This is a genomic window from Paenibacillus sp., from assembly GCF_035645235.1.
In the GTDB taxonomy this organism is placed as follows: Bacteria; Bacillota; Bacilli; order Paenibacillales; family YIM-B00363; genus Paenibacillus_AE.
Genome location: NZ_DASQMZ010000060.1, coordinates 16598 through 30556, shown reverse-complemented (window position 1 = coordinate 30556; position 13959 = coordinate 16598). Strand labels below are relative to the sequence as shown.

Sequence of the window (13959 nt, the reverse complement as noted above, 5' to 3'; positions counted from 1 at the left end):
GATGATTACATGCGAAGGACTCGTAAAAATTTACAAGACGGACGAGGTCGAGGTCGTCGCTCTGCAGGGCTTGAACTTAACGGTCGAGCGCGGGGAGATGATGGCGATCATCGGCAACTCCGGCAGCGGCAAGTCGACGTTCATGAACATTCTCGGGGGCCTCGACCGGCCGTCGGCCGGGACGGTGAAGGTCGGCGAGTGGGATTTGCTGAAAATCAGCGACGAGCAGCTCGTCGAATACAAACGAAGCACGGTCGGCTTCGTCTGGCAAAACAACGCCCGCAACCTGCTGCCGTACCTGACCGCGCTCGAAAACGTCGAAATGCCGATGATGCTCGGCGGCAAGCTCGACCGCTCGTACGCGAAGCAGCTGCTCGAGTGGGTCGGATTGAAGGAGCGGATGAACAATAAGCTCCATCAGCTGTCCGGCGGCGAGCAGCAGCGCGTGGCCATCGCGATTTCCCTCTCGAACCGGCCGAAGCTGCTGCTGGCCGACGAGCCGACCGGCTCGGTCGATTCCGCGACCTCGGATCGCATTATGGATATTTTCCGCACGTTCAACCGCGAGCTCGGGGTGACGATCGTCATCGTCACCCACGACCTTGAGCTGGCGGGCAAGGTGGACCGGGTCGTCGCGATTCGAGACGGTTTAACGAGCACAGAATTTATTAAGCGCAACCCTGAGCTCGATTCCGCCGTCTATAATAGCGATACCGTTCGACGGCGCACGGTGAAGGAAGAGCACGAAGCGTACGTTGTCATCGACCGTGCCGGTCGATTGCAAATTCCGAAGGAATATTTGGAAGCGCTCGGGATCGGAAATAAAGCGTCGCTGGAGTTCGACGGAGAGAAGATTGTCATTAAAGCACCTAAAGTATTGGAGGGGAAAGTATGAAGCTTCAACCAGGCAAGTCGAAGCTTACCCGCGGGCTCACGGCGACGATGGCGGGCGTACTCAGTTTGTCGGCGCTGGCTGCGTGCACGCCGAAGGAATCGCAAACCGATAACACGGAGCGCGTATTGCGCATCGCGACGCTGCAAGGCTACGGCGCGGACGACGAATGGTTCCGCCAGCAGTTCACGGAGTTGTACGAATTCGCGAACCCGAACGTAAAGATCGAGATCATTCCTGCGGTCGATCACAACATGTACCGGTATTCCGCGCCTCCCGAGGGGGAAGAGCAGAAGGATCCTCTGGAGGAGCTTAAGAAGCTCATGCAGGGCGACAACCCGCCCGATCTCGTCATGATGGAGTTCAACAATCTTGCCGAGCTCGTGAACGAAAATTTACTTATGCCCTTGGACCCGCTCATTACGGCGGATAAGTTCGACACGAGCAAGATCGTGCCGACCGTGCTCGACGGGATCAAAGAATCCGCGCCGGACGGCAAGCTGTATGCGCTCGCGCCGCTGTTCAGCTCCTCGGCCTTGTTCTACAACAAGAAGATGTTCCAGGACGCAGGCGTCGCGTTCCCGACCGACGGCATGACATGGGACGACATGTTTAACTTGGCGCGCCAATTGTCTGGCGGCGAGGGCGAAAACCAAAAATACGGCTTCTCGTTCTCGACGTACCAGGGCGGCGACTCGTTCTTCGAAATGCAGATGTACACGCAGCCGCTGCAGCTGAGCTACTACGATCAGACGGGCGATAAGATGGCCGTCGATTCGGACAGCTGGGAGAAGGTGTGGCGGACGATAGTCGAGCTGCGCGACGAAGGAGTCCTCCCGGGACCGCCGAACTACGAGCAGATGCCGATGAAGGAGCCGGGACCGTTCGATTGGGATAACTTCTTGTCCGGCCGCACGGCGATGGCGATTTCGAGCTATTATTATATCAACGAGCTGATCAATGCGAATCGGATGGCGGAGACGAACGACAATCTCGACCCGATCGAGTGGGACGTCGTTTCGATCCCGACGCATCCGGAAGCGCCGGGCATCGGCGGCCAAATTTATTTGCAAGGCATGATGGGCATCAACGCGAAAGCGCAGAACGACAAGGACGCTTGGGAGTTTCTCAAGTTCGTCAACGGCGACGATTGGGCGCGCCTGAAGTCGCGCAGCCAAAGCACGCTCGTCGCGAACAAGGATTATTTGCAGCCGAAGGAAGGCATGAGCTATAACATCGAAGCGTTCTACCAGCTCAAGCCGGCGCCGATCTTAGACGAGATGGAAATGTACCGGAAATACCCGAACATCTATATGGTGCAGTCGATCGGACAGCAGAAATTCCAAGAGGTGCTGAACGGGGACAAAGACGTGCGGCAGGCGCTGAAGGAATGGCAGACGGAGGGCGACGCGATGCTGCAGCAGATGCGCGACGATCCGAACTTCCAGCCGAACTGGGGCGAGCCGATGCCGATGCCGATGCCGATCGACCCGCCGATGATCAAGGGCGCGGTAGAAGGGGAAGTCGTTCTGGAAGAATAATTAAATGGGAAGAAAGCTGCTTCGCCCCTCGCGGGCGGAACAGCTTTTTTTTACCCATGGCGGCCGGGCGCGGGATAGGCGCGTAGCGCTCACCCCTGCCCCTGCAGCAGGAACGTCTGATGCGCGGTCCAAGCGCCGTTGTCGGTTTGATACAGCAGATGGAGCCGATCGACGACGAACGGGAAATCGAGCGGGACCGGGCGCAAGCTGGCGTAAATATCGTGCATCTCGTCGCCCCCGACCTCCTGCGCGACGGTCAGGTGCGGCGCGAAGGTATACTTGCGTTCGCTCAGGGCGAGCGGCCCCTGGCAAACCGCTTCGTGCAGCTTCGCGAGCGGCTCGGGACGCTCCGGCGCCATGTAGACGACGTTCGACACCGGGTAAAACGTCGAAAAACGGTTCAGCCGCACGGAGAACGGCGCGTGCTTCGCCGAGACGGCCGTCAGCCAGGACACCGCCTGCTTGAGCGACTCCTCGTCCCAAGCTTCCGCTTCCCGGATCGTAAGATGCGGCTGGATGAGGGTGTAATGCGGGTCGAATCGCTTGCGGTAGCTGTTCGCCGCGTCCTGCACGGCCTTCGGAGGGAAGACGACGATACCGAAATTCATGAGCGCGCCTCCTTCGCAGTTTTCCTTATTATACCGCAACCCTTCACTTTCATAAGGAGAAAATTCAGACGCCGTGATATAATGGTTCGTACGAACGAGAGGAGGATATCCGCATGAAACAGACCGTGCACAGCCGGGTCATTCACGAAGCGGTGCTGCGCAAGCTGGAGCGCCGCGGCGTTCGATTGGAGGATATCGCGGAGATCGTCCTGGAGATGCAGCGCCCGTATCACCCCGACCTAACGATCGGGAGCTGTCTGGACAGCGTCGCGGCGGTGCTCGAGAAACGCGAGATGCAGCATGCGCTGCTCGTAGGCATCGAACTCGACGAGCTGGCGGAGCAGGGGAAGCTGTCCGAGCCGCTGCTGTCCCTCGTACGCGCCGACGAAGGGTTATTCGGCTGCGACGAGACGCTGGCGTTAGGCTCCGTCCTAGGATACGGAAGCATCGCCGTGACCACGTTCGGACATCTCGACAAGCATAAGATCGGCATCATCAAGAAGCTGGACACGAAATCGGGGCAGGGCGTTCATACGTTCCTCGACGATCTGGTCGCGAGCGTCGCCGCATCGGCGGCGGGGCGCATCGCCCATCGCGCGCGAGACGAGGAGGAGCGGTCCGCGGACGCGGAAGCGGCGGCCGGCGCGGAGGAGAGCGCGTAAACGAACGCAAGCCTAATGCATGGAAAGACGGCTTCGGGGGCACCCTGAGAACACAGCATTATCATCGGGAGCGTGTTCTCATGGCATGGGTGTACTGGGGCCGTCTTTATAATACGAAGTTTCAAGCGAGCTGCCTCGCGAAACGGATGGAAGAAGATTGGTGGATTTACGGCTACGAAAGCCCGCAGACGGTCGAAATTTTTTGTTCGAAAAAGGGTCGCTACGGCGTCCGATATATGCTCTGAGGCTTGACGGGGCGAACGCGATCGGGTATATTAATTTATGGTTCACTTTTTTATAGAAGATGGCGCGGGGTGGAGCAGTCCGGTAGCTCGTCGGGCTCATAACCCGAAGGTCGCAGGTTCAAATCCTGTCCCCGCAACCAATTTTTTTGTAAGGGCCTTTAGCTCAGTTGGTTAGAGCGGTCGGCTCATAACCGATTGGTCACAGGTTCGAGTCCTGTAGGGCCCATAAACCCGTAAATCCTGTCCCATAAGGGAATCCGAACTTATACAACCCGCCTTCGGGTGCTCGCTGCGAGCTCCCGAAGGCGGGTTTATTCGTAAAGAAAAAGCCCGTCGTTTTACGACGAGCCGTATCGATTCAAGATGTCCGATAATTGCTTCTTTAAAGAAAGTAATACGTCCATATTTTCGTGAAGCAGCGCTCTCTCGTTCCTAAGTTTTCTTCTATTCCTTAGAAGCTGAATTAATAATGTTCTCTGCTCATTCGTTAATTCCAGAGCACGTTTGGCAAGGTGATAAGTCTCTTTACGCTCTACCATGTAGGCGATCTCCCTTCTAAGACCGGAAGGGAAGATCTCACTTACTAGTCTAACACAGATTCAAGAATATTCATAATTATCAATAATTAACGTATTGCTTGGCAAACGAAACCCACCGCCCGGCGGCAAGCCGTCCGTACGGTGGGTTGGTCGAAACAAACTGCTATTTGCGTTGCTTCGGGCTGCCGGAACCGTCGGGCATCAGCTCGCGGTCCAGCTTATCCTCCTCGCCGACGATGCCGAAGTCGTTCTTCAGCTCGGGAGGGCGATTATTCATCAACTGATCGTCCTCGCCGTCCTTGATCGGTTTCCCTGCCATGCGGCGACGGCCTCCTTCGCATACATAATGGATTCCCGGCTATTCGGGCCGCCGCGGCGGCTTCGTCTTCCCGTCGACGGACCTGCCCGTGAAGGACGCCTCGATATTGTCCATGATGCCCTCCACGGCGCCGGCGATCCCGTCGGTCGATGCGATATGCTCTTGTCCGACGGGCGTCGGGATGCCGCCGGTTTCGAACGCCGTCTGTTCGGCGAGCTCCTTTTCCATACGTCGGTTCCTCCTCGGCGCCTTCAAGGCGCTGCTTTACCGGTCGTCTTCGGCTTCGTCCAAACGGTCTTCTTGCTGCTCTTGCTGGTACTCGACGCCCGGCGAATTCAGCTGCTCGTCTTCGCGCTCGTCGATGATGTCCTCTTGACGCTCCTGACGCATCTCCTGCTGCATATCCATATCGTTGCCGCCGCAAGCCGTCAGGCCGCAAGCGAGGGCGATCAACAATGCCCATACCGCGAATGCGTTCTTTCTCATGCGAACCATCCTCCTTTGGATTATCGAGGTATGCTTAGGGTTCGCCGCGGCGGCGTTTTTATACGGAACGATTCGCGTTATAATGAAACCAGAGGAAGGGGAGAGAAACATGAGCGGGAACGAAACCGGGATCGTGCTCTACGACGGCGACTGCAACCTGTGCGCTGCCGTCGTCCAATTCGCGATCGTTCGGGACCGAAGCGGCGCGCTGCGGTTCGCGGCGCTGCAGTCCGAGACGGGCCGCCGGCTGCTGGATACGCATGGGTTGGCGCGAACTGCGACCGATACTTTCGTGTATGTGGAGCGGGGAAAGGCCTATGTACGCTCGACGGCGGCGCTTCGGCTCGTTCTACGGCTCCGCGGCGGTTGGCCGCTATTGTCCGCCCTGCTCGCCGTACCTAGCGTGCTGCGGGATCCCGTGTATACGTTCGTCGCGCGCCGCCGTTATCGGTGGTTCGGGAAGCGCGAAGTCTGTATGCTGATGAAGCCGGAATATCGGGAGCGGTTCTTACCTTAAGAGCTAGGGGCTATGGAACAAATAAAAAGCAGCCCGCGCAAAACGCGCGAGCTGCTTAGTAGAGGAACTGAGGTTATTTCTCTTCGGACGGCTCCGTACCGTCCGCGGCGCCTTCCGAGCCGTTGATTCCGCCGCCGTCCGAGACGTCGGCGTCGGGGTCCGGAATGCGATCGTACACGCCGACGCACTCGTATTGCAGGTCCGTATAAGATGCGGCGACGTACGCCTCGGCCTTCGGATGCGCGATGACCATCGGGTACAGCGCCGCCGGGTCCGGGTACGTGACGGTATATCGGACGACGGCCGAATCGTCGTCAAGGAAGTCGATGCCTTCGATCTTCACGTTCCAGCCCGGGTGCGGCCGTTCGCCCATGTCGAGCACGATTTTCGTAATGTCGTCGTTCACCCGCACCGTCGATGGCTTCACTTCGCCGGATTGGATCGGATCCTCGTACGGCGGGAGCTCCTGCACGTTCCGATGGTCCTCGACGAATTGGATCGCGCCGCGGGCCATGACGGCGGCCTCGGCTCTTGTGATCGGCTCCTGCGGACGGAATTTCGCATCTTCCGGCAGCTCGACGACCCCGGCGATGATCGCCTTCTGGATCGAATCCATGTAGCCCTCCGACACCTGCTTCTCGTCTTCGATCATGTGGTACAATTCGATCCACGCGTATTCGCCCGTCGTGTGCAGGGCGCTCATGAGCCAATGGACGAATTGCTCCCGTGTGACCGGCGCGTTCGGGTTAATATCCTTCTCCAGCGGAACCCCGTTCAGGTGCGCGACGATGAACGCTTCCGCATACCACGCGTCGTTCGGGACGTTCGTAAAATAGTCGGTCGCTTCGGGCGCTTTGATGAAGGTCATATGCGCAAGACTGAGCTGCATGCTCTTCACGATCAGCGGGATCGCTTGCTGCGCCGTCAGTTTCTGATGCGGGACGAATTTATCCTTGCTCACGCCGCTGACGATGCCGCGGTCGCGCATGTCTCTGATTTTATCGGCGTGCTCGACGCCTTCGAGGTCGTCGAACGCCATCGCGCCGGAGGACATCGTACCGAGCAGCAAGGCCGTAACCGCTGCGCCGGCGAACCATTTGAAAGTTGTCGTTTTCATGATTCGATCACCTTTTTTCTTAGAATGTTGGTTTTGCACTTTTTAACGAAGCTCCGAATCGGAATGTTGCAGGTCTGGCCTTAGGATTCGAGCGGAACGGACTCGGGTTCTTTTTGGACGTTCGGCTCCGTCGGTTCCCCGCCGAATCGGGCGACGAGCCGATATTGTACGTCGGCGTATTGCATAGGCACGTACGTCGTCGCTTTCGGTTCCGTGATGACCTGCGCGTACAGCGCGGTCGGATCCGGAGAGTAAAGACTGTAGCGGACGACGGCCGAGTCCGAGTCGACGAAGTCGATCCCTTCGATACGGATCGACCAGCCGGCATGCGGCTTTTCGCCCCAGCTGAGCGTAATTTTTCGGATGTCCTCGTTCACCGCTTCGGCGGAAGCCGTCACTTCGCCGGTCGTCACCGGGTCGGACGCCGGGGGTTGGTTTTCCAGCTCCCGCTGCCGATCCTCGATCAAGCGAATCGCGTTGCGGACCATGACGGCGGCTTCCGCGCGCGTCACCGTCTCCTGCGGGCGGAAGTTGCCTTCCTTGTCGAGCTCGGCGATGCGGAGCAGGAGCGCCGCTTGGATGTCGCCTGCGTATCCTTCGGAGATGCGGTCCTCGTCGCCGACGATGATCAGCATCTTGATCATCGGGTAATCTCCGGTAGTGAACACGGCGCGCACCAGCCATTGCGCGAATTGTTCGCGGGAGACGGGAGCAGCCGGGTCGATGTCGGTATCGATCGGCAGTCCGTTCATGTGCGCGATAACGAACGCTTCGGCATACCAGGCGTCGTCGGCGATTTTCGTAAAGTAATCGCTGGCGACCGGAGGCTTCATGAACCGGAACCGATCGAGGTTGAGCCCGATGCCCTTGACGATCAGCGGAATCGCGGTTTGAGCGGTCATCCGCTCGTGCGGGGCGAATTTGCCGTTTCCGACGCCGGTAACGACGCCGCGTTCCTTCAGTTCCATAATGTTTTCGCGCTGGGCGACGCCGTCGAGGTCGTCGAACGCGAGAGCGGAGGCGCCCGTGCCGATGAGCAGCGTCGCGGCGAGCGCGGAAGCGATGAGTGGTTTCATTTTCATAGGTTTCACCTTTCTCTCGGGATGTTATCGGATATCCTGATTACTAAACGGCGCTGCGGCGAAGGTTGTTGCAGAACGAGGAGAATTTCAACATGGGTTTATGGCGGATGACGGGAATTGTCGGCATAACGGCGGCGGGACTCGGCGCGGCCTATGCGGCGGAGCTGCCGCTGGCGGCCGGTTTTAGCTTGGGGCTCGCGGCGTTGATGGCGGGCGCGCTCCGCTCCCGCGCGGTCCCCGGCTGGGCGGCGCTGGGGCGCATGATGCGAGAAGGCGTGGCGCATACGAAGGAAGTCGTTTGGATTTTACTGCTGGTCGGTCTGCTGATTCCGGCTTGGACGGCCGGCGGCGTCGTCGAATACTTGGTGGCGGCGGGGCTCTCCCTGCTCGATCCGGCGTGGATCGTCACGTTCGGCTTCGCGTTCGCGTCGGCGATCGCGATGGTGCTGGGGACGTCGACAGGAACGCTGAGCGCGGTCGGCATTCCGCTCATGGGGATCGCGGCGCATCTCGGCGTGCCGCTGCCGCTCATGGCGGGCGCGCTCGTCTCGGGCGCCTTCGTCGGCGATCGGACGTCGCCGTTCTCGAGCGCGCATCAGCTTGTCGCTTCGTCGGCCGGCGTGCCGGAGCGCGCGCTGTTCCGGCTGCTTCGTCCGACGACGTACGCGGGTTTTGCGCTGGCGCTGGCCGTCTTCGCCGCCTTCGACCGGATCGGCGCGTGGGGGCGCGGCGGCGAGGCCGGCGTCGGAGTCGCCTACTCCGGCGGCGGCGATGAGCACTGGCTGTTGGCGGTCCCGCCGGCGCTGCTCCTGATTTGTATTTTGGTACGACTGCGGACGCGGCACGCCTTCGTCGTAGGCATCGTATCGGGGGTGGCGGTCGGCGCATATGTACAAGGGGGAACGGTTCAAGAATGGATCGGCTGGCTGTGGCACGGCTATGCGGAGCCGGGCGGTAGCGGCGCGGGAACGTCCGCGGCAGCGCACGGGAAGGGGCTCGCCGCCATGATTGAGCTCGTGGCGCTGATCGCGCTCGCGGGGGCGTACAACGGCATCATGGAGAACGCCGGGCTCGTACGGCCGATCGCCGCGCGGGTGCTCGGCGCGAAGCCGACGCTTGCCGGCGCCACCGCGCGTACGGGCTTGTTCGGCCTTGGCCTAAGCCTCGTCTCCTGCACGCAGACGCTCCCGATTATGATGACGGCAAGGAGCTTAAGCGCCGTCTGGGTCGAGCGGTTCCCGCGCGAGCACCTGGCTCGGGTGACCGCCGATACCAGCCTGCTGCTCGCCGCGCTCGTGCCCTGGAATATGATCGCGGTGCTGTGCGGCACGATTCTCGGCGTAGGAGCGGAGCGGTATGCGCCATACGCGCTTTTTCTGTGGGTGCCGCCGCTGCTCACGGTAGGCTGGAGCGCTTGGAGTGGCTCGCGTCGTCAGGAGGAGCAAGTCGGCGGGAGCGCAATGGGCCGTTGAACGAATGACGACGGCAGGGGCCGAAACTCTGGAACGTCAAGCGGACACGCCGATAGTTCGTCCGCTTGACGGATTCGTGGGCGGAATTTTTTTTAGATACGTGTTGACATGTCCCTTCGGACCGTGTTATTATCTTACTTGTCGCCGCGAAAAAACAGCGACGCTGAATATGAGACCTGTTAGCTCAGCTGGGAGAGCACCATCTTGACAGGGTGGGGGTCAGTGGTTCGAGCCCACTACAGGTCATTACGCAAAAAACCCTTGTGAATCAAGGGTTTTTGTTTTGTACGGACATGGATCCCCGCCGGCGAACTAAGCTGGCGGGGATTTTTTGCGAAGCGAATCCATCTCCCTGCGGATCCGGTGGCGGGCGCGACGCAGGTATGCCGTCATTCGGCGTCGGCCATACAGAGGTTTGCCTCTCATTTCGAAAAAAGGCTTGCCGCCGCCGCGAACTGCCGTTATTATTAAATTTTTGACCGACATCTTTGCGTAAGAAACATGTGGACAGGAGTTTTGGTTTTTATGTGGATGGCGTTTGCATTGCTTGCGGCGGTCAGCTTCGGATTGCGCGGCATTTTGTATCACTGGACGTCCCAGCAAGGATTAGATCGCAATCTCATGCTGTGCGGCGTATTTTTTACGGGTCTCGTCGTCTCCGCCGCGTTAAGCGTCGCGACGGCGCAAGTCTGGTCTCCGTCCGCGTTCATCGGCGTCGGCATGGGGGCGTTCTCTTATGCGGCGAATGCGAGCTTGTACAAAGGGTTCGCGGTCGGGAAAGCTTCGATCATCGCGATATTGACCAGTCTGCCGGCCGTACTCGTCGCTGCGCTCGCTTACGTGTTCTGGGGGGAGACGTTGACGCCGTGGCAGTTGGCCGCGTTCTGCGTTATCCTCGCGAGTATCGTCATGATCCGGTACTCGAACGACATTTCCTTGAAAAACTTGCAAGGAGCGCACTGGGGGCTTCTCGCCTTGTTTTTCTTTGCGATGAACGACCTGGCCGGCAAACAATCGACCTTGTCCGGCGCCGACACGTTCCCGACCTTATTCTTTATGTTCCTGACCGGCTCGGCTTTATTCGGATGGAGCTGGCGGGTCGAACGCCGAAAAGCGGAGCGCTCGCACGACCCGACCGAGCGGGGGAATCGAAGGCCATGGGGCGAGAGGAAGGTTTTCCTGTGGGGCATGACGGTCGGTCTCACGAACGCGATCGGGATGATACTGCTCTTCGAAGCTTTCGAACGCGGGGTGACAGGCCTCGTCTCGGCGGTGCTCGCTTTGAACGTCCTGCTGATACTCGCGTACTCCCGATTCTTTCTAAAGATTTCGTTTCAACGGTTGGAGATCGCCGGCATGGCGCTCACGATGGCGGGGATCCTGATGCTCGAAGCTTTGGGGTAGCAGGGAGGTTCGGCTGAAATTCGGAAAAAGGCGTGCTCTTCTAGCAATTCCGCTGCTAGGAAAGCACGCCTATTCGGGCTTGTAAAGCGTGAACATAGTTACCCGTTGCAAGAAGTCGATCGAGTCGCACGAAGAAAATGATGCAATATGTAACGGATATCCGATTGCTTTCTAATAGTTAGCTGGCAGCATATTTCGGCTGCACCCGCATCGCCAGCAGGATCGCTTGATCCAGCTCTCTCGAGGCCGCGAGGACTTCGGGGTTTTGCAAGTTAAACCCGTGCTTCTCCGCGGTAGAGACCATGATGTGGCGCAAAAATTCGACTTTCTCTGCGATACCCACGATGGATCCCTCCGTTTCGATAAACTGGAAACAGTTTACCCTTTGTGGACTGTTTTGTAAATGAAAGTTCGCGCGCGCGAATTGTTGGATTTTGACTAGACATGCTGTGGTTTTGTCGAAATCTCTTTTCGTGTCGGCGTAAGCGGCGTGGGATTACGCGCGTTAGGACAAGAGAAAGGAAAACACCGGTCGAGGCGGTATTCGGAGGAAGGTGGATTTTTTGTCGAGATTCTACTATATTGAATACGACGACATACCCTCGAACGGAGGACCCCATGGAACTAGGGAAACGGATTCGTCTCCACCGGAAGCAGCAGAAGCGAACCCAAGACGAAATCGCAAGCCGCTGCGGGTTCACGGTAAGCCTGCTGTCGAAAATCGAGAACGGCCAAACGACGCCGCCCGTCGCGACGCTCATGAAAATCGCGAACGCGCTCGGCCTGAAAGTATCGGACTTGCTCGAGCCGGATCATCATGCGAGCACGGTATACAACGCGGACGCGGAGAAACGCGATCCCGAACGATGGATTAAGACGGATAAGGGATATTCCTTCTTCGCCTTCGCGACGTCACGCAGCGACAAAGCGATGCAGCCGTATTTGTTCACGGCCCGCAAGGACGAGGTCGGCGGCAGCTTGCTGTCCCACGAGGGAGAGGAATTCATCTTCGTGCTGGAAGGCGAGATGCGGTATCGGGTCGGAGCGATCGAATATACGCTGCGCGCCGGAGATTCCTTGTATTTCAATTCTTTGGAGGAGCACACGCTGGCCGTCGTCTCGGACGAGGTCAAGTATTTGGCCGTCTTCACGGAGGCGTCCGCGAATCGCCATAAGGCATAGGGAAGACGAACGAAAAACGGCAAACGGCGCGCGGAGCGGGCGCCCGACGGCCGCTTTTTTTCGATTGACGGTTCAACCTACTTGAACTATATTAAAGTTGGCAACAACAAAATATGGTTTATGGGAGGGTCCGACTTGTCCGACCTGCTGAAGCTTTGCATTATTGGCGCCGGAAGACATGCGAGCTGGAACGTGTACCCGAGCTTTCAATTTTTGAAAGACGCTTATGTGGCGGCGAATTGCGACCTCGACCTCGAACGCGCGCGGACGGTCGCGCGCAAATTCGGCATCGAGCATTCGTACGACGATTACCGATTGATGCTGGAGGAGCAGCGCCCGGACGGCGTTCTGATCGTCATCGGGCCGGATCATCACGCGAAGCTCGGAATGGAACTGATGCGGCTTGGCTATCACGTTTATACCGAGAAGCCCCCGGCGATGTCGTACGCGCAAGCGAAGCAAGTGGTCGCGGTGATGAAGGAGACGGGGAAGATTTGCATGACGGGAATGAAGAAGCGATTCGCGCCCGCCTACCGGAAAGCGAAGGCGATCCTCGACGATCCCGCTTACGGCAAGCCGGAAATTATGTCCTTCATCCGCACGACGGGCAATTATACGGCGACCGACGACCCTCTGACGCAATATTTGTTGGAATCGGCCGTACATCCGATCGACCTTTGCAATTATTTCTTCGGGAAAGTGGAAAGCGTTTACGCCGTGAAGAAGGAACCCTCCACCTATTCGGTGTCGCTTCAGTTCCGGAACGGCGCCGTCGGCAATATGACGCTCACCGACCGCGTGAACGGGCCGCGCAAGACCGAGCTCGTGACGCTGATCACGAGCGACAGCACGATCGTCGAGATCGACAATTCCGTCGAGATGACGGCGTTCAAGGACGGCGTGCCGTTCGCGGCGCATAAGCCGGACTTCTCGACCGGGGGCTCGCACTCGACGGTAGAGCAAGGCTTCGCCGGCGAGCTGAACGAATTCGTCGCCGCGATCCGGGAAGGCCGCCTCCCGGTATCGAACGTCGAGGAGACGGCCCATTCCTCTCAGCTGTACGAAGCGATTAAACTATCGTCGGAGACGAAGCAAGTCGTCTTCTTGGAGGATTGAGGCGGATGCGCATCGGCATTTCCCGACCGTCGTTCGAGGAAGGGGATAACGAGGAAATTTTTCGGCTCGCGGCGGCGATGGGCTTCGAAGGCGTGCAGGTGAAGCCGCACCAATACGATCCGCTCGGGATCGAACCGGAGCGGTTCCGAGCCGCGTACGGAGAATTGGCACCGCTCGGGCGCGGGGGCGCGATCGTCTATCCGGGGCACGAGTACCGGACCTGGCTGGAGAAGCTGCCGAGATATCTCGAATTCGTGAAGGGCATCGGCGGCGAGCAGCTTTGCATCTGCGCGGGCATTCGGCGGGAGCACGTCGACGCGGAAGGCGTCCGCGGCATCGCGAACGTGCTGAACGAGCTGGGCAAGCGGGCCGTGGAAGCGGGCGCCGTCATCTCGCTGCATAACCATGCGGATACGATCGTCGAAACCGTGGAAGACATCGCCGCGTTGTTCGAACATATCGACCCGCAATATTGCGGTTTGACGTTCGACACGGCGCACGCCGCGAAGGGCGGCGTGAAGGACCTGGCCGGCACGCTCGAGCATTACCGCGCCTTCGTGAATAACGTTCATTTGAAGGACGTTACCGCGGACGGCGCCTTTTGCCCGATCGGCACGGGAACGCTCGACTTGCCGGCGGTGCTCGCGAAGCTTCGGGCATGGGATTACAAGGATTGGCTCATCGTGGACGAGGAATCGAAAGGCGTTCCGGTCCGGGAAGCGTTCGAGGCGTCGGTCGGTTTTCTTCGTCGGCACGGAGTCATGATTTAGGGGGTAA

The 13959-nt window shown here is 59.0% G+C and carries 17 protein-coding genes and 3 tRNA genes; 13 read left to right on the top strand and 7 right to left on the bottom strand.

All coding sequences use genetic code 11. From position 1 onward, the window contains the following. The first annotated feature begins 1 nt into the window (after position 1). Complete coding sequence (locus VEZ38_RS05550) at positions 2–895, top strand: ATP-binding cassette domain-containing protein (protein WP_324892350.1); 894 nt, start codon at positions 2–4, stop codon at positions 893–895. Next, the gene (locus tag VEZ38_RS05545; RefSeq protein WP_324892349.1) at positions 892–2433 is read left to right on the top strand and encodes an ABC transporter substrate-binding protein; all 1542 of its coding nucleotides are present in this window, start codon (positions 892–894) and stop codon (positions 2431–2433) included. The genes VEZ38_RS05550 and VEZ38_RS05545 overlap by 4 nt, the downstream gene beginning before the upstream one ends. Positions 2434–2522: 89 nt before the next feature. On the opposite strand, the gene VEZ38_RS05540 is transcribed toward VEZ38_RS05545, so the two are convergent. Further along, positions 2523–3041: a 2'-5' RNA ligase family protein gene (locus tag VEZ38_RS05540; RefSeq protein WP_324892348.1), complete on the bottom strand. Its 519-nt coding sequence runs from the start codon at positions 3039–3041 to the stop codon at positions 2523–2525. A 113-nt stretch (positions 3042–3154) separates the two neighbouring features. On the opposite strand from VEZ38_RS05540, the gene VEZ38_RS05535 reads away from it, so the two are divergent. From VEZ38_RS05535 to VEZ38_RS05520, 4 genes are all read left to right on the top strand, one after another. Continuing rightward, positions 3155–3703 carry a phosphatidylglycerophosphatase A gene (locus tag VEZ38_RS05535; protein ID WP_324892347.1) on the top strand — a complete coding sequence of 183 codons (549 nt, stop codon included), beginning with the start codon at positions 3155–3157 and terminating at the stop codon, positions 3701–3703. Between the two features lie 80 nt (positions 3704–3783). Further along, complete coding sequence (locus VEZ38_RS05530) at positions 3784–3948, top strand: hypothetical protein (RefSeq protein ID WP_324892346.1); 165 nt, start codon at positions 3784–3786, stop codon at positions 3946–3948. 63 nt (positions 3949–4011) lie between these two features. Beyond that, positions 4012–4088: transfer RNA gene (locus VEZ38_RS05525), tRNA-Met, on the top strand. A 12-nt stretch (positions 4089–4100) separates the two neighbouring features. Further along, positions 4101–4174: transfer RNA gene (locus VEZ38_RS05520), tRNA-Ile, on the top strand. A gap of 476 nt (positions 4175–4650) precedes the next feature. Here the strand turns inward: VEZ38_RS05520 and VEZ38_RS05515 are convergent. From VEZ38_RS05515 to VEZ38_RS05505, 3 genes are read right to left on the bottom strand one after another with little or no spacing between them, the layout of a single operon-like run. Beyond that, on the bottom strand, positions 4651–4806 hold the full coding sequence (locus VEZ38_RS05515; RefSeq protein ID WP_324892345.1) for a hypothetical protein: 156 nt from the start codon (positions 4804–4806) through the stop codon (positions 4651–4653). Positions 4807–4845: 39 nt separating this feature from the next. Next, positions 4846–5034 (bottom strand): hypothetical protein, encoded by a 189-nt coding sequence (locus VEZ38_RS05510; RefSeq protein ID WP_324892344.1) that lies wholly within the window; start codon positions 5032–5034, stop codon positions 4846–4848. Positions 5035–5070: 36 nt separating this feature from the next. Beyond that, positions 5071–5292, bottom strand: coding sequence for a hypothetical protein (locus VEZ38_RS05505; protein WP_324892343.1), 222 nt, complete (start codon positions 5290–5292; stop codon positions 5071–5073). A gap of 109 nt (positions 5293–5401) precedes the next feature. On the opposite strand from VEZ38_RS05505, the gene VEZ38_RS05500 reads away from it, so the two are divergent. Next, positions 5402–5809, top strand: coding sequence for a thiol-disulfide oxidoreductase DCC family protein (locus VEZ38_RS05500; RefSeq protein ID WP_324892342.1), 408 nt, complete (start codon positions 5402–5404; stop codon positions 5807–5809). A 73-nt stretch (positions 5810–5882) separates the two neighbouring features. Here the strand turns inward: VEZ38_RS05500 and VEZ38_RS05495 are convergent, their stop codons facing one another. Then, positions 5883–6926 carry an S-layer homology domain-containing protein gene (locus tag VEZ38_RS05495; RefSeq protein WP_324892341.1) on the bottom strand — a complete coding sequence of 348 codons (1044 nt, stop codon included), beginning with the start codon at positions 6924–6926 and terminating at the stop codon, positions 5883–5885. An 80-nt stretch (positions 6927–7006) separates the two neighbouring features. Beyond that, entirely contained in the window at positions 7007–8008 is a 1002-nt protein-coding gene (locus VEZ38_RS05490) for an S-layer homology domain-containing protein (RefSeq protein ID WP_324892340.1), read from the bottom strand. 92 nt (positions 8009–8100) lie between these two features. Between VEZ38_RS05490 and VEZ38_RS05485 the strand changes: the two genes are divergently transcribed. The 3 genes from VEZ38_RS05485 (at position 8101) to VEZ38_RS05475 (ending at position 10884) form a co-directional block, all read left to right on the top strand. Further along, positions 8101–9480, top strand: a complete 1380-nt coding sequence (locus tag VEZ38_RS05485) for a Na+/H+ antiporter NhaC family protein (RefSeq protein WP_324892339.1) — start codon at positions 8101–8103, stop codon at positions 9478–9480. Between the two features lie 173 nt (positions 9481–9653). Continuing rightward, positions 9654–9726: transfer RNA gene (locus VEZ38_RS05480), tRNA-Val, on the top strand. A gap of 279 nt (positions 9727–10005) precedes the next feature. Next, positions 10006–10884, top strand: a complete 879-nt coding sequence (locus tag VEZ38_RS05475; protein ID WP_324892338.1) for an EamA family transporter — start codon at positions 10006–10008, stop codon at positions 10882–10884. Between the two features lie 178 nt (positions 10885–11062). On the opposite strand, the gene VEZ38_RS05470 is transcribed toward VEZ38_RS05475, so the two are convergent. Next, positions 11063–11227 carry an aspartyl-phosphate phosphatase Spo0E family protein gene (locus tag VEZ38_RS05470; protein ID WP_324892337.1) on the bottom strand — a complete coding sequence of 55 codons (165 nt, stop codon included), beginning with the start codon at positions 11225–11227 and terminating at the stop codon, positions 11063–11065. 275 nt (positions 11228–11502) lie between these two features. Here VEZ38_RS05470 and VEZ38_RS05465 point away from each other — a divergent pair, with 275 nt between their 5' ends. The 3 genes from VEZ38_RS05465 (at position 11503) to VEZ38_RS05455 (ending at position 13952) form a co-directional block, all read left to right on the top strand. After that, positions 11503–12066, top strand: a complete 564-nt coding sequence (locus VEZ38_RS05465; protein WP_324892336.1) for an XRE family transcriptional regulator — start codon at positions 11503–11505, stop codon at positions 12064–12066. 135 nt (positions 12067–12201) lie between these two features. Beyond that, a complete protein-coding gene (locus VEZ38_RS05460; protein ID WP_324892335.1) occupies positions 12202–13182 on the top strand; it encodes a Gfo/Idh/MocA family oxidoreductase in 981 nt (326 codons plus the stop codon). Between the two features lie 5 nt (positions 13183–13187). Beyond that, complete coding sequence (locus VEZ38_RS05455) at positions 13188–13952, top strand: sugar phosphate isomerase/epimerase (protein WP_324892334.1); 765 nt, start codon at positions 13188–13190, stop codon at positions 13950–13952. Positions 13953–13959: the final 7 nt, after the last annotated feature.

Coding starts and splice junctions, on each gene's coding strand:
- VEZ38_RS05495 (WP_324892341.1), bottom strand. CDS start 6,926: ATGAAAACGACAACTTTCAAATGGTTCGCCGGCGCAGCGGTTACGGCC.
- VEZ38_RS05490 (WP_324892340.1), bottom strand. CDS start 8,008: ATGAAAATGAAACCACTCATCGCTTCCGCGCTCGCCGCGACGCTGCTC.
- VEZ38_RS05530 (WP_324892346.1), top strand. CDS start 3,784: ATGGCATGGGTGTACTGGGGCCGTCTTTATAATACGAAGTTTCAAGCG.
- VEZ38_RS05455 (WP_324892334.1), top strand. CDS start 13,188: ATGCGCATCGGCATTTCCCGACCGTCGTTCGAGGAAGGGGATAACGAG.
- VEZ38_RS05500 (WP_324892342.1), top strand. CDS start 5,402: ATGAGCGGGAACGAAACCGGGATCGTGCTCTACGACGGCGACTGCAAC.
- VEZ38_RS05465 (WP_324892336.1), top strand. CDS start 11,503: ATGGAACTAGGGAAACGGATTCGTCTCCACCGGAAGCAGCAGAAGCGA.
- VEZ38_RS05485 (WP_324892339.1), top strand. CDS start 8,101: ATGGGTTTATGGCGGATGACGGGAATTGTCGGCATAACGGCGGCGGGA.
- VEZ38_RS05550 (WP_324892350.1), top strand. CDS start 2: ATGATTACATGCGAAGGACTCGTAAAAATTTACAAGACGGACGAGGTC.
- VEZ38_RS05515 (WP_324892345.1), bottom strand. CDS start 4,806: ATGGCAGGGAAACCGATCAAGGACGGCGAGGACGATCAGTTGATGAAT.
- VEZ38_RS05510 (WP_324892344.1), bottom strand. CDS start 5,034: ATGGAAAAGGAGCTCGCCGAACAGACGGCGTTCGAAACCGGCGGCATC.
- VEZ38_RS05540 (WP_324892348.1), bottom strand. CDS start 3,041: ATGAATTTCGGTATCGTCGTCTTCCCTCCGAAGGCCGTGCAGGACGCG.
- VEZ38_RS05545 (WP_324892349.1), top strand. CDS start 892: ATGAAGCTTCAACCAGGCAAGTCGAAGCTTACCCGCGGGCTCACGGCG.
- VEZ38_RS05475 (WP_324892338.1), top strand. CDS start 10,006: ATGTGGATGGCGTTTGCATTGCTTGCGGCGGTCAGCTTCGGATTGCGC.
- VEZ38_RS05505 (WP_324892343.1), bottom strand. CDS start 5,292: ATGAGAAAGAACGCATTCGCGGTATGGGCATTGTTGATCGCCCTCGCT.
- VEZ38_RS05535 (WP_324892347.1), top strand. CDS start 3,155: ATGAAACAGACCGTGCACAGCCGGGTCATTCACGAAGCGGTGCTGCGC.